This window comes from Amycolatopsis sp. NPDC058340 (assembly GCF_042723975.1).
Classification (GTDB): domain Bacteria; phylum Actinomycetota; class Actinomycetes; order Mycobacteriales; family Pseudonocardiaceae; genus Amycolatopsis.
The window spans coordinates 1-18,800 of the sequence record NZ_JBHXIB010000024.1; the positions used below are offsets into that span (position 1 = coordinate 1).

The window sequence follows — 18,800 nt, forward strand, 5'->3', positions numbered from 1 at the left end:
GGCCAGGGCGGGAAGAGTGAGCGGTCTGAGGTGTTCCTCTACATGGATCTGAACACCTACCTCGGGCTCAACGACGATCCCGCCGAGATGGCCGGACACGGGCATATCCCGGCGCCGCTGGCCCGGCACATCGCCAGCGGGCCGAACACCGTGCTGCGGCGGATCATCACCGACCCCCTCTCCGGGCAGGTTCTGGATCTCGGCCGCAACCGGTACCGGCCCACCGCCGGGTTGGACGAGTTCGTGCGGGTGCGGGATCGTGAGTGCCGAAGACCCGGCTGCCACCGCCCCGCCCAAGCCTGCGACCTCGATCATTCGCTGCCGTGGCAGCACGGTGGCCATACCGCGGATACCGAGCTGGTCGACTTGTGTCGCCGCGACCACCGCCTGAAAGACGAACCCGGCTGGAACTACCAACTGAGCTCGGGCGGCACCCTCACCATCACCACACCCACCGGACAACGACACGACAGCACACCCCCACCACTGCATCAGCCTCGCGCTGAGGAGCCACCGCCGTTCTGAGCTGTCGCCGGGAAATGGCGACGATGCTGGGAGTCTGTCGATCGGTATGGCTGTGTGGCCGGGGATTGCGCGGCTGTGTGGGAGCGGGCTTCACGCGAGGTCCTGATCGTGGGGCGAGCCCGGTCCGATATCGGGCTGGTCGGTCTGGAGTTAGCGGACCTCGCGCCGACGAGCCGCCACCGTTCTGAGCTGTCGCTGGGAAATGGCGACGATGCTGTGAGTTCGCCGATCGGTATGGGTGTGGCCGGAGAATGAGGAGAACCGCGTGGCTGTGCGAGAGCGGCTTCACTCGTGGTCCTGATCGTGCGGCAAGCCTGGTCCGGTATCGGGCTTGGCCCGTCCAGAGCTACGACAGCGGGCCTCGCGCCAACGAGCCACCGTTTTGAGCTGTCGCTGGGAAATGGCGACGATGCTGTGAGTTCGCCGATCGGCAAGGCTGTGTGGCCGGTGATCGCGTGGCTGCGTGGGAGCGGCTTCACTCGTGGTCCTGATCGTGCGGCAACCCCAGTCCGATATCGAGCTGGCCGGTCCGGAGTTGGCGGGCCTCGCGCCGACGAGCCGCCACCGTTCTGAGCTGTCGCCGGAAATCGGCAACGACGCTGTGAGGTCGCCGATCGGTATGGGTGTGGCCGGAGAACGCGTGGGAGCGGGCTTCACGCGAGGTCCTGATCACAGGGCAACTCCGGCCCGATATCGAGCTGGCCGGTCTGGAGTAACGAAACCGAGCTCGCCGGTCCAGAGTAACGACAGCGAGCCTCGCGCCGGCGAGCCACCGTTCCGAGCCGTCGCCGGGAACGCGAGGGGTGAGGCAAACGTCGCGGGCGAGGCAGCGGTGGGCTGAAGATTCTCTTCGCCGAGCCGAGTCTGATGCGACGAAAGGAGCTTTCGCCCGCCCCGGTGAACCGGACATCGTGACCCCAATCAGATGTTCGATCGGTGTGCGGCGCCCCTTCCCCTCGACAAGTTCGCAGGTGTGTTGCCGGAAATCGGCAATGGTTCAGGCGTGGGCCGAGTCATCAGGTGCCGCTGTCGCCGGAAGACGACCACCGCTCGATGTCGAGGACGTCGTCACGCGGCCACTATTCGTCAGGGGCACATCCGTCGTCGAAATCCGGCAACCAAGCGGGCCCGGGCGCCGGTGACCGCTGCTGCCTGCCCGCTCTCGAAATATCCCGCATTGCCGAAATTCGGCGACAGCCGGGCGTCAGCCCATACGACACAAGCCTTACCGCACAACAGAATCCCGGACGGGCCGCACTCCGGCCTCCAAGGACGAGTCACGCGAAGGCTCCCGCACCACCAAAGTCGCCACGAAGGTCAGCCCGATGCACCCGGTGACCCACCAGAAGAACACGCTCTCGTGCCCCGCCTGTTTCAAAGCCAGCGCGATCGGCTCCGAAAGCCCGCCGAACACCGCGGTCGCCAGGGCGTGTGGCAGGCCGACGCCGAGCGCGCGGACGTTGGTGGGGAACATTTCCGCCTTGATGATGGCCGACAAGGCCGTGTAGCCGCTGAGGAACACCATGGCGGTGATCATGAGCAGGAAGGCGATCCACGGATTCGCCGTCCGCCCCACGAGCGTCATGATCGGCACGGTCAGGAGCATGCCGCCGACGGAGAAGCCGAACATGACCGGGCGACGACCCCAGCGGTCGGAAAGGGCGCCGGCGACCGGCTGCATGAAGATGAACAGGAACAGGGCGGCGAAACCGATGAGCGAAGCGGTCGGCTTGGGGATCCCGGCGGTGTTCACCATGTACTTCTGCAGATAGCTGGTGAAGGTGTAGAACGCCACCGTCCCGCCGATGGCGAGACCGAGGACGGCGAGGACCTGGCGGCGGTGTTCGCGCAGCAGGACCCGCAAGCCGCCAGGCGGCGAACCGGCGGCGGATGAGCGCTGGAAGTGTTCCGATTCCACCATGTTCCGGCGGAGGTACATCACCACGAGCCCGGCGATCGCGCCGAGCACGAACGGGATCCGCCAGCCCCACGCGTACATCTGCGCTTCGGTGAGCAGCGACTGCATCACGATCATCACCAGCAGCGCCGAGAGCTGCCCGACGGTGATCGAGACGTACTGGAAGCTCGAGTAGAACCCGCGTCGCCGCGGAGTGGCGATCTCGGACAGGTAGGTCGCGCTCGAACCGAATTCGCCGCCCACCGAGAGACCCTGCGCGAGCCGGGCGACCACCAGAATCACGGGCGCGAGGATGCCGATCGACGAATAGCCCGGCGTGAGCGCGATGGCCAGCGAGCCGAAGCTCATCAGCGTCACGGACAGCGTCAGCGCCGCCCGGCGGCCGAACCTGTCCGCGTAGAGGCCCAGGAGCCAGCCGCCGAGCGGACGCATCAGGAACCCGACGGCGAACACGACGGCCGTCGAAAGCAACTGCGCCGTCAGGTTCCCCTCGGGGAAGAAACTGGCCGCGAAGTAGATGCTGAAGGACGCGTAGACGAACCAGTCGTACCACTCGACCAGGTTTCCGAGGCAGCCGCGCACCACGTTCGCGACGACGCCGGGCTTCTTGTGCGGCAAGGGAAGCTCCTTCGCTCCGGGAATTGCCGACCATCATGAGCTGTGATCCCTGCGGTTGAGAAATAGAAATCCGCGATGGACACATACCCGGCCGGCATGGTCTACCCGAGGAAGTCGCTCACCAGGTCGCTCGATTCGGGACGGCACTCGTCGAAGTAGGCGTGCCGTGCCCCGGCGAAAAGATGCATCCGCGCGTCGGGAATCCGGTCGGTCAGCAACGGCGCGTTCGCCACCGGTGCGAGCAGATCGTCGTCGCCGTGCAGGACCAGGGTGGGCGCCGTGATCTCCGGAAGCGCGTCCCAGGCGTCGTGGGTGTTGCTCGCGACGAGATGCCCGCGCACCGCGTGTGGCGGCATGCCGTGCGCGCCCAGCACCCGGTACGGGCCGGGATTGGCCGCTCGCCAAGCGGGCGTGTACATCAGGTCTTCAAGCGTCTCTCGCGCCTCCACCGAAGATCGCCGCGCCAGGGCCAGCCGCACGTCGTTCGATCGCTCGACACCGTGCGTGCCGCCCGGCGTGGTGCAGCCGAGAACCAGCCGCCGCACGCGATCGGGATACCGCGCGGCGACCCACTGCGCGACGCGCCCGCCCATCGAGGTGCCGTAGACATCGGCCTCGCCGACCCCGAGGCCGTCGAGCACCGCGATCACATCGTCCGCGAAACCCGTTGTGGAGTAGGCGGAATCGGGTGCGTCACTGGCGCCGGTGCCGCGATAGTCCATGGTGATCGTGCTCGGGAAGTCCCCGCGCGTGCGGTCCCACCACGTGTGGTCGTTCGCCTGCCCGGCCAGCAGGACGAGCGGCCTTCCCGTGCCATGCCACTGGTAGGCCAGCCGCGTGCCGTCGTCGGCGACGACGTGGCCGGTGCGGGGGAGCGTGCTCATTCTTCTCCTGTTCGGTCTTCCCAGAGCCGCGCCGAGGGCCACTCGCCCTCGCTCACGGTGTGGTGGATCTGCCGGACCAATGCCCGGGCGACGGCGTCGACGGCGGGCGTGACGCGTCCCGTCCTCGGCGTGCCGAGGACGACGGTCCGCCAGATCTCCGGTTCGCATACCGGAGCCGCGCTCAGCGCGCCGTCGGCGACGTCCGCCGCGATACCGATGCCGGGCAGGATCGTCCAGCCGTGCCCGCCGAGCACGAGGCGTTTCTGCAAGGTCATGGCGTTGGTCTGCACGGTGACCTCCGCTTCCGTGCCGGCCTCACGGGCCGCGCCGTCGATGAGGGTGCGCAACGCGTGTCCCTCGGACGGCATGACCAGCGGATGCGCGGCGACCTCGGCGAACGGGACCGGCCGCGCGGGATCGAGCCCGGCCGACGGGGGAGCGACCGCCCAGAGCCGTTCGCGGACCAGCGGGCGGACGTTGAGCGACGGCGTACTGGTCAGGTTGTAGAGCAGGCTCAGATCGACGTCACCGTCGTCGATCCACCGTTGGAGATGCCCGGAGTACGCGGTGAGCAGCCGCAATTCGATCCCCGGATGCTCACGCAGCACAGCCGTGGTCAGCGGCGCGGCGAGCCGTTCGGCGGCGCTCTCCAGCAGGCCGACCGTGACGATCCCGGTGACCACCCCGGGTTTCGGGGCCAGCTCCGCCCGGGCCCGGTCGAGTTCGGTGAGTGCCCGTCGTGCCCGTTCGACGAGCGTCGCGCCCGCCTCGGTCGGGCGCATTCCGTGGCGGGTCCGCTCGAACAACGGCACCCCGAGTTCCTGTTCCAAGGTGCGGATCTGCCGGGTGACCGCGGGCTGGACCAGGTGCAGCAGCTCGGCCGCGCGGGTCACGCTGCCGACCTCGGCGACCGTCACCAACGCCTTGAGCTGCTTGAAGTCCACCGTCGTCCTTTCACATCGCGGACCGGTATGCGGCTATCATGATTCGGTATTTCACATACCGTCTCATCATCGCTCATGATAACCACATGACCGAGGAAGAGACCGAGATCGTCGCCCTCGTGGCCGAGTTCGTGGATCGCGAGGTCCGGCCCGTCGCCCGGGAGCTCGACCACGCGAACACCTATCCCGGCGAGCTCATCGAGAAGATGAAGGCGATGGGCGTGTTCGGGCTGGCCGTGCCCGAGCCGTGGGGCGAGACCCAGGTCTCCGCCCAGTGCTACGCGTCGGTGACGGAAGAGCTCGCGCGCGGCTGGATGAGCCTCGCCGGCGCGATGGGCGGCCACACCGTCGTCGCGAAACTCCTTGCCACGTATGGCACACAGGAGCAGAAGGACACCTACCTGCCGAGGATGGCGACGGGCGAGATCCGCGCGACGATGGCGCTCACCGAACCCGGTGGCGGCTCGGATCTGCAGGCACTCCGCACCACCGCGCGCCGCGAGGGCGACGAGTACGTGATCAACGGCAGCAAGACCTGGATCACCAACGCGCGCCGGTCCCGGCTGGTCGCGCTGCTGTGCAAGACCGACCCCGCCGCCGAACCCGCGCACAAGGGGATCTCCGTCCTGCTGGTGGAGAAGGGACCCGGTTTCGAGGTCTCGCGGGATCTGCCCAAGCTCGGCTACAAGGGCGTCGAGAGCTGTGAACTGTCCTTCGATGATTTCCGCGCACCGGCGACGGCGTTGCTCGGTGGAGTGGAGGGGCGCGGTTTCGCGCAGATGATGCGGGGCCTGGAGATCGGCCGGATCCAGGTCGCCGCCCGGGCACTCGGCGTCGGGCGGGCCGCGCTCGAGGATTCCCTGCGCTACGCCCAGGAACGCGAGAGCTTCGGCAAGCCGATCTGGCGGCACCAGTCGGTCGGCAACCATCTCGCGGACATGGCGACCAAACTCGAGGCCGCGCGCCAGCTGGTGCACCACGCGGCGCGCCGCTACGACTCGGGCGAACGCGCGGATCTGGAGGCCGGGATGGCGAAACTGTTCGCCTCCGAGGCCGCGATGGAGATCGCGCTCGACGCGGTCCGCATCCACGGCGGCTACGGCTATTCGACGGAGTACGACGTCGAGCGGTACTTCCGCGATGCCCCTTTGATGATCGTCGGCGAGGGCACCAACGAGATCCAGCGCGGCGTGATCGCACGCCAGCTGATCGAACGGCACCGCATCCCGTCCTGAACACCGAGGAAGGCTTCATGCGCCAACCACTCGAGGGAATCACCGTCGTCGCGCTGGAACAGGCGGTCGCCGCGCCTTTCGCCTCACGCCAGCTCGCCGACCTCGGCGCGCGCGTGATCAAGATCGAACGCCGCGGCGTCGGCGACTTCGCCCGCGACTACGACCGGACCGTGCACGGGCAATCGAGCTACTTCGTCTGGCTCAACCGGGGCAAGGAGAGCGTCGAACTCGACATCAAGGATCCGGAGGACCGGGCGCTGCTCGGCGCGATGATCGGCCGGGCGGACGTCTTCCTGCAGAACCTCGCCCCGGGAGCGGTGGAACGGCTCGGCCTCGACGCCGGGACGCTGCGCGCGGAACGTCCTGAGCTGATCCACTGTTCGGTCTCGGGCTACGGTCCGGAGGGTCCATATCGGACGAAGAAGGCCTACGATCTGCTGGTGCAGTGCGAAACCGGGCTCGTGATGTCCACCGGAACGCCGGAGACCCCGGCCAAGGCGGGGATCTCGATCGCCGACATCGCCACCGGGATGTACGCCTACAGTGGCATCCTCACCGCGCTGTACGAGCGCGAGCGCACCGGCGAGGGGGCCAGCCTGCACGTCGCGATGATCGATTCGCTCGGCGAATGGATGAGCCAGCCCGCCTATTTCTCCCGCTACGGCCAGGAACCACCGAGGCGCACGGCGGCGGCGCATCCGTCGATCTCGCCGTACGGGCCGTTCCGCACCGGTGACGACAAGGTCTTCCTGAGTGTCCAAAGTGAACGGGAGTGGGTCGTGCTCTGCCGGGACGTCCTGGCGCGCCCCGAACTCGCCGGAGATCCGCGTTTCCGCACCAACGACGACCGCGTGGGCAACGACGGCGAGCTCACCGAGATCCTGGAAGAGACCTTCAGCGGCCTGACCGCGGACGAGGTCGGGGACCTGCTGGAGCGGGCCGGGATCGCCAATGCCCGCTTGCGGACGCCCGAGCAGTTCACCCGGCATCCGCAGCTGACCGCGCGGAACCGGTGGCGTGCGGTGGAAACCCCGGCGGGCCCGCTGGAGGCGCTGCTCCCGCCGGTCGAGGTCGACGGCCGCGAACCGGCGATGGGGCCGGTGCCCGCGCTGGGAGCGCACAACGAGTCGATCCGGGCCGAGTTCGGTGCCCGGCAGGAGGTGCGAACGTGAAGGAGATCCTGCAGCCCGGCCCCGCGGAGGCGCTGGCCTCGCTGCTCGACGTCGGCCTACCGGATCTGGACCGCGACGGCCTGCCCCTGCTGTGGCACTGGTTCTACCTGCTCGACCGGCCCGCGCAGGCCGATCTGGGACCGGACGGCCATCCGGTCCGTGGCGTGATCCCCGCGCCACCGGAGCCGGGTCGCCGCCGGATGTGGGCAGGCGGGCGAGTGCGGACGCTGGGGCCGTTGCGGTGCGGGCTGCCCGCCGAACGGCATACGGAAGTGCTTTCCACACAGGAAAAACAGGGCCGCACCGGACGGCTGACCTTCGTCGTGACCGGCCACAAGATCGTTCAGGACGGCGAAGTCGTGGTCGAAGAGGAGCAGGACATCGTCTACCGCGACGCCGCTTCCGGCCGGGCCGAGACGGCCGCCGAACAGCCGGAAGTGCCGCCAGCGGAGGACGAATGGGCGATCGACGTCTCGCCGACCCTGCTGTTCCGCTTCTCTGCGCTGACCTACAACGCCCACCGCATCCACTACGACCGCGACTACGCCCGCGATGTCGAGGGCTATCCGGGGCTGCTCACCCACGGCCCGTTGCAGGCGCTCGCGATGGCCGAGGCCGCCCGGCGGCGGGGGAGCTCCGGCCGACTGGCCTTCGACTACCGCCTCGTCTCGCCCCTGTTCGATCATCAGGGCATGATCGTCCGGGCGGGCGAGGGCGTCACCTCCGTACGCGATCGTCACGGACGGCGGACGGCGACCGGGACGGTGCGGAGCCTCGACCAGTGAACGAAATCCTGAGCGGCGCCAAGACCTTCCTGTTCGTCCCCGGTCACCGGCCGGACCGGTTCGCCAAGGCGGCGGCGAGCGGTGCCGACGTCGTGATCCTCGACCTGGAGGACGCCGTCGCGCCCGAGCGGAAGGAGGCCGCCCGCGAACACGTCCGGGCGTGGCTGGACGAAGGTCATCAGGCGATCGTCCGGATCAATGCCGCCGGAACCGTTTGGTACCACGACGACGTCGCGGCCATCGGCCGTGCGCTCGCGGTGATGCCGCCCAAGGCCGAGGATCCCGCCGAGATCGATTCCCTCGCCGGACGGCTGCCGGGGGTCCCGATCGTGCCGCTGGTGGAGACGGCGGCCGGGATCGCGAACGCGGTGGCCGTCTGCGGCGCGGACGCGGTGGTGCGGCCCGCTTTCGGCAGTGTCGACCTGGCCGCGCAGCTCGGTGTCGACCACCGGTCGCACGAGGCGTTGCGGTACGCGCGGTCCGCGCTCGTCGTCGCCGCGGCGGCCGCGGGCCGGGCGGCCCCGATCGACGGCGTCACCACGGCACTCGACGACGAAGCCGCGCTCACCGCCGACCTCGAACACGCCAGGACCCTCGGCTTCACCGGGAAACTCTGCGTGCACCCGCGCCAGGTCGCGGTCGCCGATCGTGGACTGGCCCCGGCGGCGAGCGAAATCGAGTGGGCGAGAAGCATCGCCGCCCTGGTGGGCGACGGCTCGGTGGCCGTGGCCGGCGGCCAGATGATCGACAAACCGGTCGAAGCCAGGGCGAGGTCGATCCTCCAGCGCGCGGGTGAGCCATTCCGACCAGCCGGATGACGCCGATGGGCCTGGTAGCGCCCCTGGAGCGGCGGTAGCGTTCCGGCGGGCGGACTTTTCGTTACGCGCGAACGGAAAGGAGGCGTGGTCCGATGCACGAACCGAAGGTGACGGAATTCGCGACCACCGATCCGGAACAGGCTTGTGCCCTGCTCGCCGAGACCTACCGCGACAATCGCCTGCGGGTCCGCGGCAGTGCCGAAAGCTACCGTTTCGAGCACAATCGCTGTGATCTCGGCGAAGTGCATTTCGACTCCCTGCACAACACGCTGACCACGGAGGTCGTCGTCCAGCCGCTGGGCAGGATGGTGCTGCTGCGGGTGCTGGACGGCGAGCAGGAACTCGACGACGGGGTCAACGATCGCAGGCTCGGTCCGGGAGACGTGTTCGCCGGCCCGCATCCCGGTCGCGAGTACCGGACGGGACTGCACGGCACGCGCCTGCAGATCACCGGGATCGACCTCTCGCTGTTCGACGGGCTGCAGGACGGCGAGGTGATCGAGCGGTTGCGCTACGAGCCCGTGAGTCCCGAGAAGGCGCGGCGGTGGTGCCGGACCGTCGGGTACATGACCACCTTGTTCACCGAGCCGGGGGTGGAGAACGGCCCGCTGGTGCTCGGCGCGGCGGGCAGGCTGATGGCGGCCATGGCACTCGACACCTTCACCACGGGCGCGGGCGAAGACCGGCCGTCCGACCGCAGGGACGCCCTTCCGGACACGGTGCGCCGCGGGATCGCCTTCCTGGAGGCGAATCCGGACCTCGATCTCGGTGTCGCCGACATCGCCCGCGCCTGCCGGGTCTCGGTGCGCGCACTGCAACTGGCGTTCCGGCGGCATCTGGACACCACACCCATGGCCTATCTGCGGCGGGTCCGGCTCGATCTGGCCAGAGCGGACCTCCGAGCCGCCGCACCCGGCGACGGCACGACGGTGACGGGTGTCGCGGCGAGATGGGGTTTCCTGGACGGCAGCCGGTTCAGCGCGCAGTACCGCGCGGCGTTCGGCGAGCCGCCCAGCCGCACCCTGCGGGACCGCTGAGTTCGTTTTCGTCGGTGCGGGTCTGCGTTTTCGCCGCTAGACCCGGCTGTCCGGACCCTGTTCCATGAGTGTGGCACCAGTACCGCCCGGACCCCGCCTACTGGTGCGCCGCGATCCCGTCGTACATCACCCGGCGGACCGCCCGGCTCATCGCGGCCTGCCGTTCCGGTGAGGGATCGCGCAGTTCGGACAGGATCGACGCGAGGATCATCCCGTTGATCGCGCGGGCGGTGGAGTCCACGTCCAGGTCCTCGTGCAGATACCCGAGGCGGACGCCGTGGTGCAGATAGCCCGCGGTCAGCTCGGCGGCGGTCTCGTGGAAGTCCAGCACCCGTTCCCGCATTTCGGCGTCGATGCCCGCCGCTTCGAGCAGCAGGAACCGGGCCATCCGCGGGTCGCTGCCGAAGATCCGGGCGAGCGCGTCGCCGATCCGCGCGCTCTGCTTGCGGTATTCGGCCAGGCTGTTTACCGCGTCCGGCGCGTTGTCCGCGGCCAGCGCGCCGACCACCTTCTCGACCAGGTCCGTGATGACGTGGTCGACGATGTCCCGTTTGTTCTGGAAGTACCGGTAGAAGGTGCCGTGCCCGATGCCCAGCCGGGCGGCGATGTCGGCGATCCCGGTCGCGTGGTAGCCCCGTTCGGCGAAGCAGTCGAACGCGGTCTCCACGATCTCGCGCCGTAGTTCCTGCTTCTTCCGTGCGGCCCTGCTGACCGGGATCTCCGTCGTCATCCGGCCAGCTTATTGCCTGAGGCGTTCGAATGACATACCGTTCCGGAAATGACACGTCATTCCGCGAGGGCGCTGGTGCTCGGCTGCGGCGGGACCCTCGGGTTCGCCTGGACGGCCGCGGTCCTCGACGTGCTCGGCTGGGATCCCCGCGAGGCGGACGTCCTGGTCGGCACGTCGGCGGGGGCCGAAGCGGTGGCCATGCTCGGAGCGGGAATCCCGGCGAAGGCGATCCTCGACGCGGTGGCGGGCGCGCCCGGTGGTGACGCCGTCGTCGCGGAGCACGTCCGCCGGGTGCCGGGCAGGCTCCCGCCGGTGCCGTCTCCGCGCTGGCCGTCGACCGGATTGGCCAGGGCCGCGTTGCGGCGGGACGTCGACACGCTCGCCGGTCTCGCCGGTCTTCTGCCCCGGGGCAGGGGAGACGCCGGCTGGCTGCGCGAACTCGGGGACGCACTGGCGCCCGGCGGCTGGGTCCCGCACCCCGCGACCTGGCTGATGGCCGCCGACCTGAGGGGACAGCGGATCGCGCTCGGCTCCCCGGACGCGCCGCCTGCCCGGCTCGGCGAGGCGATCGCCGCGTCGTGGGCGATCCCCGGCTGGTTCCCACCGTCCGTTGTGGACGGACGGCCGCTCGTCGACGGCGGCACGGTCTCCCCGACGTCGGCCGATCTCCTGCTCGGTCACGACGTCGGCGAGGTCGTGCTGATCGCGCCGATGAGCAGCGAAGGCGGCGCTCCGGCGCGCGGTGCGGCCCGGCTGGAACGCCTGTTGCGGACGGCGATGACCAGGCGGGTCGACGACGAGGTGCGGCGGCTGCGCGCGGCCGGCGTCCGGGTGGTGCGGATCGAGCCGGGTCCGGCCGATCTCGCCGCGATGGGCGCGAACTTCATGGACGGACGGCGGCGGGAGCAGGTGCTCGCCACGGCGTCGAGGACGGCGCCCGGCCTGGTCGCCGAAGCCTTCGAACGAGCGGGAGTACGCGCATGACCAAGTACCCGGAGCTCGACCTGGCCCGCGCGCACGTGGCGATCACCGGCGCGGGGCAGGGCATCGGCCGCGCGACCGCGGAACGCATGGCCGCCCTCGGCGCGCGCGTCTCCATCGGTGACCTCGACCTCGAAGCCGCGAAACAGGCAGCCGCCGGTATCGGCGGCACCGCGCATCACCTGGACGTCGCCGATCAGGCGTCGTTCGCCGCGTTCCTCCGCGAGGCCGAACAGGCGAACGGACCGCTCTCGGTGCTCGTCAACAACGCCGGGATCATGCCGAACGGCGGCTTCCTCGATCTTTCCGACGCGCTGAACCGGGCGACCATGGAGGTCAACGTCTTCGGCGTCGTCCACGGTATGCGGCTGGCTTTGCCCGGCATGCTGGAACGCGGGCGCGGGCATATCGTCAACGTCGCTTCGCTGGCCGGGAAGTTCCCGGTGAAAGGGCTGGCGATCTACAACGCCAGCAAGTTCGCCGTCGTCGGCCTGACCGCGGCGACCCGCCTGGAGTACGCGCCGCACGGCGTGAGCGTCTCCGCCGTGCTGCCGTCGGCGGTCGACACCGCGCTCGCCTCCGGGCTCGACATGCGGCCGATCCCGAAGGTGAAACCGGGCCGGATCGCCGACGCCGTCGTGGATTCCGTCCGCACCCGGGCCGCCGAGATCGCCGTGCCCGGCTACGTGGGCGCGCTCGCGACCCTCGCGGCGGTGACCCCCGAACCGGCGCTCAACGCGTTCCGCCGTCTGGTGCGGGACGACCGCGCCCTGCGCCCCGATTCACCCGAGCGGAACGGCTACCGCGCCCGCCTCGACCAGGACACCCACCGGGAGGAAAACGCATGACCACGCAATACGACGCCGTCGTCGTGGGCGCCGGTTTCGGCGGGATGGGCGCGGCGATCCAGCTCAACCGGCTCGGCTACGACAACCTGCTCATCCTCGAACGCGAAGCCGATCTCGGCGGCACCTGGCATGTGAACCGCTATCCCGGGCTGGCCGTCGACATCCCGTCGGCCACCTACTCCTACTCGTTCGAGCCGAATCCGCATTGGTCGCGTCTCTTCGCGCCGGGCGCGGAACTCAAGCGGTACGCGGAGCACGTCGCGGACAAATACCGGCTGCGGCGCTACATGCGCTTCGGCTCGGTGGTCACCGGCGCGGTGTGGGACGAGGCGGACGCGCACTGGAAGGTCTCGCTCGCCGACGGCGACCCGGTCACCGCCAAGTACCTCCTCACCGCCACGGGATTCCTTTCCCAGCCGAAGAAACCCGACATCGCCGGGATCGGCACCTTCGGCGGCAAGGTCATCCACACCACCGCCTGGGACGACGAGTACGACCTCGCGGGCAAACGGGCCGCGGTGATCGGCACCGGCGCGACCGCGGTCCAGCTGATCCCCGAGATCGCGAAGATCGCGCGGGAACTCACCGTGTACCAGCGGACCCCGATCTGGGTGAGTCCCAAACTGGACTTCCCTGTACCCAAGGCGGTCCGGCGCGCGTTCGCCGCGCTCCCGGTCACCCAGCGGGCCGCCCGGCTGACCGGGACCGCGCTGCTGGAACTGATGATGGTCACCGGGGTGCTGCACTACAAGCAGCTTCCGATGGCGAACCGGCTCGGCAAGCTGTGGTGCCAGGCGCATCTGCGCCGTCAGGTGCGGGATCCGGGGCTGCGCGCGGAACTGACGCCGCGCTATTCGTTCGGCTGCAAGCGCCCGACGTTCTCCAACGAGTACTACCCGGCCTTCACCAAGGACCACGTGCATCTGGAGACGACGTCCATCGCGAAGATCGACAAGAGCGGGATCGAGACCGCGGACGGACGGCGGCGGGATATCGACGTGCTGGTGCTGGCGACCGGATTCGACCTGTGGGAGGCGAACTTCCCGGCGATCGAGATCATCGGGCGCGGCGGCCGGGATCTCGGGAAGTGGTGGCGGGAGAACCGTTTCCAGGCCTACGAGGGCGTCGCGATCCCGAAGTTCCCCAACTTCATCTCGCTCAACAGTCCGTATTCCTACTCGGGACTGTCCTATTTCACCACCATCGAGACGCAGATGCGGCATATGGACCGGCTCTTCGGCGCGATGCGGCGGCGTGGCGCCACGGAGTTCGAGGTCACGCAGGAGGCCAACGACGCGTTCCTCGACCGGATGACCGAACGTCTCGGCGACTCGATCTTCACACTCGGGAACTGCGCCCCGGCGAACAGCTACTACTTCAACCCGCACGGGGAGGCGACCCTGCTGCGGCCGTCCTCCACGCTGAACGCCATCAAGGAGGCGCAGAACTTCCCCATCGAGGACTACACCTTCGCCTAGCCGGTCAAGCCTCGTGAGTGGTAAGGACGGTTAGAACCGTCCTTACCACTCACGAGGCACTTGGTGCTTACTGCTTGCGAAGCCGCAGCGTGACGGCCGTGCCCGCGGCGGCGAGGAAGAGCGCGCCGAGCGCGTACGGCCACCACGGAACCTCGGTGTCGCCCACCGGGGCGGCACCGTAACCACCGGCGGCACCGGTGCGGTCGTAGGTCGAGCCGGGCAGCTTGTCGCCGTAGCGGCTCTGCAGGCCTTCGCGGTAGGCGGCGAGCGACATCTTCTCGCCGGTCTTCGCCACCGACGAGCCGTCGAGAACGGTCACGGTGTCCCCGTCGACGGCGTACCAGGCGCCCGCCTGAGGTTCGCTCAGGAGATAGCCCTTGCCGACCTGCGCCGCGAGGCGCTTTTCGACGTCGCCCGAGGCGACGTTGTAGACCGACCAGCCCGAGCCCTCGCGCTGAGACCACACGGTGGCGGCGTCGCCGTTGCCCAGGGTGGCGGGCGTGGCGACGTAGGCGAGCTCGGCCGGGACGGACGAGGTACCGGCGATGAAGGCTGCGGTCGGCTGGTACACCGCCACCGGTGTCCGCGGATCGGCCTTGGCGGTCTTGGCCGCGATCGCCGTGTCCGCCTTGGCCGCGCCGGGGAACTGTGCCGTGGCGAGGCGCTGGGTGGTCGCGTCACTGGTGACCACTGTGGACACCGCGGCGAGGTCGGCGGCGGTGGGCGCGCCGCTGGGGGCGTCGGCGGCGGAGGACTGGCCGCCGAGCGCCAGTGACAGTCCGAGGGCGAGGATCGTGGCGCCGAGGAAGGTTCGCTTCATGGTTTCAGTCCTTGATCCCGTAGACGGTGTGGGTCCAGGTGAACGAGTTGTTGGACCGGTAGGCGCTGTAGCTCATCTGGTTGTAGCGGGGGCTCGATCCCCACGGGTCGCCGTAGTACACCGTCGTCGCGCCGTTGGTGTTGTCGTAGCCGTAGAGCACGTGCATATGGCCGCCGCCGTTGCGCCAGCCGATCCGGGTGCCGATCGGCTGCCGCGCGTCGACCTGGCTCTTGATCGAGGCGAAGCTCAACGTCTGGCCCGACGAGCTGTAGGTGCCGACGTTGCTGAACCCGAGCCAGCGGAACACCCGCTGCTGGTCGCTCAGGTAGCCCTGGTTGTTCGCGCAGTCCGAACCGGATTCGTTGTGCGCGATCTGGCAGAACTTCGTCTGGGTGAGGGAGTGCCCCCACCACGCGGCGATCGTGTTGCCACTGGCGTCCCAGCACCAGTTGCTCTTCTCCTGTGCCTGCATCCTGATCGGGATCGTGGTGGCCGCCGTGATGGCGGGTGCCGCGGTGGCGGGCGCCTGCAGGGCGACCAGCGCGGCGACACCGGCGCAGGCCGTGGCCAGCCCGCGCCTGAACGAGGTCTTCACCGTCGGAACACTCCTAACTGGATGGTCGAACGCGAAGCAGGCGCGGCGGCCACCCGTAAGGGACAGGTGGGGACTTCGGCTACCCGAACGGGTGGCGGACCGGCGCGAGCAGGGGGAGTTGCGCTGTGGCGAAGTGACAGAGGGGCACTGCGAACAGTCTGAGATTCACCCTCTGGTGGTCTCATGGCAAGGTTCGCGGCAATACCTAAGGGTCCGTATTGCGATGCGGGGGTCGGTGTCACCGCAGGTCGTCGTCGTCCGATCGAGTTAACAGCGCGGCGAGGTCGTGACTCCGGTGGTGTGGACCAGCGGAAAGCGCGCGGCTCGTGGTCACTGTTCGTGTTCCCGCCTTTCGGCGGGTGTCCGCTCGGTATGGTCCCGAGCATGCCGACGATCGGTACGGCACCGGTGTTCGTGGCCCGCGACGCCGAACTGGCCGAACTGGTGCGCGTCGCCTCGCGCCCGCCGTCGGTCGCCGTCGTCGAGGGCGAACCGGGGGTGGGCCGGAGCCGTCTGCTGGAAGAACTGGCCGCCCATCCCGTGCTCGCCTCGCGCGTGGTCTGGTCCGCCCGATGCGGTTCGTTCTCGCGGCCTTCCCGGCTGGCGCCGCTGGTCGACGCGCTGCTCGGGAAGACCGCCGTGGCCGCCGCCCACGCGGCGGGCTTCTCCCCGGCGACCGGCGTGCTGCGGCGGCTCGTCCCCGAATGGTCGCCGTGGCTGCCACCCTTCCCGGAGAACGCGGACGCCGAAACCGTCCGGCAGCAGGAGTTCCGTGCCGTGCGGGAGGTGCTGAGCGGCTGTGGTCCGGCGGTGCTGGTGCTCGACGACGTCCACTGCGCGGACGACGACACGTGGGAGTTCCTGCGCGGGCTCGCGGCCTCCCCGGCGGCGGCGCTGAGCGTGGTGGTCAGCGCGGCGGGATGCGGGCCGCGGCGATTCCCGCCGTTGCGTGGGACCGCCGCGCATCTCTCGCTCGGGGCGTTCACCGCCGTCCAGGTGCGGACGTTGCTGGACGCCTCCTTCGGCCGCTGCGCGCCGGATTTCGCCGAAGCGGCGCACCGGCGGACGTCCGGGATCGCCATCGACCTGACCGCGTTGCTCCAGAACGTCGGAGACACGGCCGAAGCGCTTTCGGCCGACAGGCTGGTGTCGGCGACCGTGCCGCCGATCGTGCGGAGCCGGGTTTCCGGGCTGATGGCGGCGACCGGACCCGCGGCACAGGACGTCGTCCGCGCGGCCGCGGTGCTGGGTTCGCCCGCCGGGGAGCCGGATCTGGGCGCGGTCGCCGGGGCGTCCGGGGAAGTCTCCGGAGCGATCACCGAAGCCGTGGAAGCGGGACTGCTGCGGGATCTCGGCCGCGGCCGCTACGTCTCGGGGAGCCCGCTGATCGCCGAAGCGGTCTACGCGCTGCTTCCCGGGCCTCAGCGGTGCGCGATGCACGGACGCGCCGCCGCCCGGCTCTCCGCGGGCGCCGAACCCTTCGCGTCGCTCATCGCCCGTCACGCGCGGCTGGCGGGCGACATCGCCGCGTGGACACAGTGGACCGGGGTCGCGGTCGACAACGCCATCGAAGACGGCCGGACCGAGGAAGCGAGCCGTCTGCTCGAAACGGCCTTGCGGGACACGGATCTGCCGCGCACCGCGCGCGAATCGTTCGCCGTCCGGCTCGGCAGGGAGCTGCCGCGCAGTATCGCGCACGCCGGCACGGTGCGGCTGCTGCGGGAGATCCTGCGCGAATGGCCGCTGAGCAAGGCCGCGCGGGGCGAGATCCGGGTCCATCTCGGGCAGGTGCTGATCAACCAGGTGGGCAAGGTCGAAGCCGGCAGGCTCGAGATCGAACTGGGCGCGGCGGACCTCGGCAGGCGACAGGCGTTGCTCGCCAGGGGGCTGGTCACCTTGGCGCTGCCGCATATCGGGACCGTCCCGGTCGAAGAGAACCTCCGCTGGCTCGACGAGGCCGAGCAGGTCAGCAAGGGGGAGCACGACGCCGGGTTGCTCGCCGCGATCGCCGCCAACCGGCTTTCGGCGCGGATGCAGATCGCCGATCCGGAAGCCTGGCAGGAGATCGCGGATCTGCCGCGGGCTCCGGAGTCGGCCGAGGTCTGCCGCCAGGTGGCCCGCACCTACATCAATCTCGCCGACGCGGTGGCGTGGAACGGGCACTACCCGGTCGCGCGGGTGTACCTCAAGACGGCGCGGCGGCTGATCCGCGACGACCACCAGCCCTATCTCGACGCGCTCGCCGACGGTACGGAACTGCGCCTTGATCTCGCGATGGGGGAATGGGCGACCGTCGCGGAGAAGGCCCGCGCGATGCTGACGCGCGTCGACAAGGACGGTTCACTGGCGGCCGAGCCACTGCTGGTGCTCGGCTGGTACGAGTACGGGCAGCACCGGCCGACGGCGGCCTTGCGCAGTTTCGACGCCGCGTTCGCGCTTTCCGCCGGCAGTGTCCCGGTGCAGGCTTCGGCGTACGCGGGCCGGGTGGCCGTCCATCAGGCGGGCAAGGATCTGCAGGCCGCCCGGCGCCTGGCCGAATTCGGCCTGGAGACCGTGCGCCGCAAGAACAACTGGGTCTGGGCGGCCGAACTGATGCCGTTCGCCGTGCGCACCATGCTCGGGCTGGGACAGCAAGTCGAGGCGCGGGAGCTGCTGGCGGAGTACCGGCAGGGCATCGACGGGAAGGACGCACCGGTCGCCAACGCGTCGGCGCTGCTGTGCCGGGGCATGCTCACGCAGGCGCGTGGCGAGACACTCGCCGCCGGTGATCTGCTGCTGGGCGCCGCGCAGGCCTACGGAGCGCTGCCCCTCCCGTATTTCGCGGCGTACGCCGACGAACTCGCGGCGGGTTGCTTCTCCGAGGCCGGGGCGCGGGAGCGTGCCGTCGCTTCCTTCACCACCGCGGAGACGACGTACGCGAGTCTCGGCGCCGCCGTGGACGCGCTCCGCTGCCGGCGTTCGTTGCGGCGCTGCGATCCGGAGACGCCCCGGCGCGGCCGCAAGGGTTACGGCGAGGCGTTGTCCCCGAGGGAACTCGAAGTCGCCCGGCTCGCCGCCCAGAACCTGACGAACCGGGAGATCGGGGAGCGGCTGTTCCTTTCGCCGCGGACGGTCGAGATCCACGTCGGACGGGCATTGCGCAAATTGGGGTTGCCTTCGCGTACCGTCCTGACCGCTGATCTGCTCAGCGACATTCCCTAAGGGCACGTATTCGCCGATTCGCTGGGTATCACATGAGAAACCGCAGATGAGAGGCGGTTTCTTCAAATGGTCGGGCTCAGGCGGCGGGCATCCTTGATGCCATCGCCCCGGCCGATGTCGCGCCCTTGCCCGCCGGAGACGTCCACGGCAAGAGCATCGGTGGCTCGCCCGCGCCGGCGAAGGACTACCCGCTCCGGTTCCGTCATCACGT

Annotated in this window: 16 protein-coding genes; 10 read left to right on the top strand and 6 right to left on the bottom strand. The window is 69.7% G+C overall.

The features are described from left to right. Positions 1–525: HNH endonuclease signature motif containing protein (locus ACFWIW_RS24750; RefSeq protein WP_378370617.1), on the top strand; the 525-nt coding region annotated here is incomplete at its 5' end. 1,225 nt (positions 526–1,750) lie between these two features. Here ACFWIW_RS24750 and ACFWIW_RS24755 read toward each other — a convergent pair. From ACFWIW_RS24755 to ACFWIW_RS24765, 3 genes are all read right to left on the bottom strand, one after another. Then, positions 1,751–3,061, bottom strand: coding sequence for an MFS transporter (locus ACFWIW_RS24755; protein WP_378370618.1), 1,311 nt, complete (start codon positions 3,059–3,061; stop codon positions 1,751–1,753). 101 nt (positions 3,062–3,162) lie between these two features. Then, positions 3,163–3,945 carry an alpha/beta fold hydrolase gene (locus tag ACFWIW_RS24760; RefSeq protein WP_378370619.1) on the bottom strand — a complete coding sequence of 261 codons (783 nt, stop codon included), beginning with the start codon at positions 3,943–3,945 and terminating at the stop codon, positions 3,163–3,165. After that, positions 3,942–4,889, bottom strand: a complete 948-nt coding sequence (locus tag ACFWIW_RS24765) for a LysR substrate-binding domain-containing protein (RefSeq protein WP_378370620.1) — start codon at positions 4,887–4,889, stop codon at positions 3,942–3,944. Before ACFWIW_RS24765 ends, ACFWIW_RS24760 begins: the two co-directional genes overlap by 4 nt. An 86-nt stretch (positions 4,890–4,975) precedes the next feature. Between ACFWIW_RS24765 and ACFWIW_RS24770 the strand changes: the two genes are divergently transcribed. From ACFWIW_RS24770 to ACFWIW_RS24790, 5 genes are all read left to right on the top strand, one after another. Further along, positions 4,976–6,124: an acyl-CoA dehydrogenase family protein gene (locus tag ACFWIW_RS24770; protein ID WP_378370621.1), complete on the top strand. Its 1,149-nt coding sequence runs from the start codon at positions 4,976–4,978 to the stop codon at positions 6,122–6,124. Between the two features lie 17 nt (positions 6,125–6,141). Beyond that, the gene (locus ACFWIW_RS24775; RefSeq protein ID WP_378370622.1) at positions 6,142–7,296 is read left to right on the top strand and encodes a CaiB/BaiF CoA transferase family protein; all 1,155 of its coding nucleotides are present in this window, start codon (positions 6,142–6,144) and stop codon (positions 7,294–7,296) included. Then, positions 7,293–8,081 (top strand): mesaconyl-C4 CoA hydratase, encoded by a 789-nt coding sequence (locus tag ACFWIW_RS24780; RefSeq protein WP_378370623.1) that lies wholly within the window; start codon positions 7,293–7,295, stop codon positions 8,079–8,081. Before ACFWIW_RS24775 ends, ACFWIW_RS24780 begins: the two co-directional genes overlap by 4 nt. Positions 8,082–8,086: 5 nt before the next feature. Then, complete coding sequence (locus tag ACFWIW_RS24785) at positions 8,087–8,899, top strand: HpcH/HpaI aldolase/citrate lyase family protein (RefSeq protein WP_378370700.1); 813 nt, start codon at positions 8,087–8,089, stop codon at positions 8,897–8,899. A gap of 92 nt (positions 8,900–8,991) precedes the next feature. Continuing rightward, a complete protein-coding gene (locus tag ACFWIW_RS24790; RefSeq protein ID WP_378370624.1) occupies positions 8,992–9,936 on the top strand; it encodes a helix-turn-helix domain-containing protein in 945 nt (314 codons plus the stop codon). A gap of 97 nt (positions 9,937–10,033) precedes the next feature. On the opposite strand, the gene ACFWIW_RS24795 is transcribed toward ACFWIW_RS24790, so the two are convergent. Beyond that, the gene (locus ACFWIW_RS24795; RefSeq protein ID WP_378370625.1) at positions 10,034–10,666 is read right to left on the bottom strand and encodes a TetR/AcrR family transcriptional regulator; all 633 of its coding nucleotides are present in this window, start codon (positions 10,664–10,666) and stop codon (positions 10,034–10,036) included. A 48-nt stretch (positions 10,667–10,714) separates the two neighbouring features. Here ACFWIW_RS24795 and ACFWIW_RS24800 point away from each other — a divergent pair, with 48 nt between their 5' ends. The 3 genes from ACFWIW_RS24800 to ACFWIW_RS24810 are packed head-to-tail and all read left to right on the top strand — an operon-like array spanning position 10,715 to position 13,973. Further along, the gene (locus ACFWIW_RS24800) at positions 10,715–11,650 is read left to right on the top strand and encodes a patatin-like phospholipase family protein (RefSeq protein ID WP_378370626.1); all 936 of its coding nucleotides are present in this window, start codon (positions 10,715–10,717) and stop codon (positions 11,648–11,650) included. After that, positions 11,647–12,495, top strand: coding sequence for an SDR family oxidoreductase (locus tag ACFWIW_RS24805; protein WP_378370627.1), 849 nt, complete (start codon positions 11,647–11,649; stop codon positions 12,493–12,495). Before ACFWIW_RS24800 ends, ACFWIW_RS24805 begins: the two co-directional genes overlap by 4 nt. Then, entirely contained in the window at positions 12,492–13,973 is a 1,482-nt protein-coding gene (locus ACFWIW_RS24810; RefSeq protein ID WP_378370628.1) for a flavin-containing monooxygenase, read from the top strand. The genes ACFWIW_RS24805 and ACFWIW_RS24810 overlap by 4 nt, the downstream gene beginning before the upstream one ends. Before the next feature lie 67 nt (positions 13,974–14,040). Here the strand turns inward: ACFWIW_RS24810 and ACFWIW_RS24815 are convergent, their stop codons facing one another. After that, on the bottom strand, positions 14,041–14,793 hold the full coding sequence (locus ACFWIW_RS24815) for a hypothetical protein (RefSeq protein WP_378370629.1): 753 nt from the start codon (positions 14,791–14,793) through the stop codon (positions 14,041–14,043). Positions 14,794–14,797: 4 nt separating this feature from the next. Then, a complete protein-coding gene (locus ACFWIW_RS24820) occupies positions 14,798–15,388 on the bottom strand; it encodes a papain-like cysteine protease family protein (protein WP_378370630.1) in 591 nt (196 codons plus the stop codon). Between the two features lie 384 nt (positions 15,389–15,772). On the opposite strand from ACFWIW_RS24820, the gene ACFWIW_RS24825 reads away from it, so the two are divergent. After that, on the top strand, positions 15,773–18,589 hold the full coding sequence (locus ACFWIW_RS24825; protein ID WP_378370631.1) for an ATP-binding protein: 2,817 nt from the start codon (positions 15,773–15,775) through the stop codon (positions 18,587–18,589). Positions 18,590–18,800: the final 211 nt, after the last annotated feature.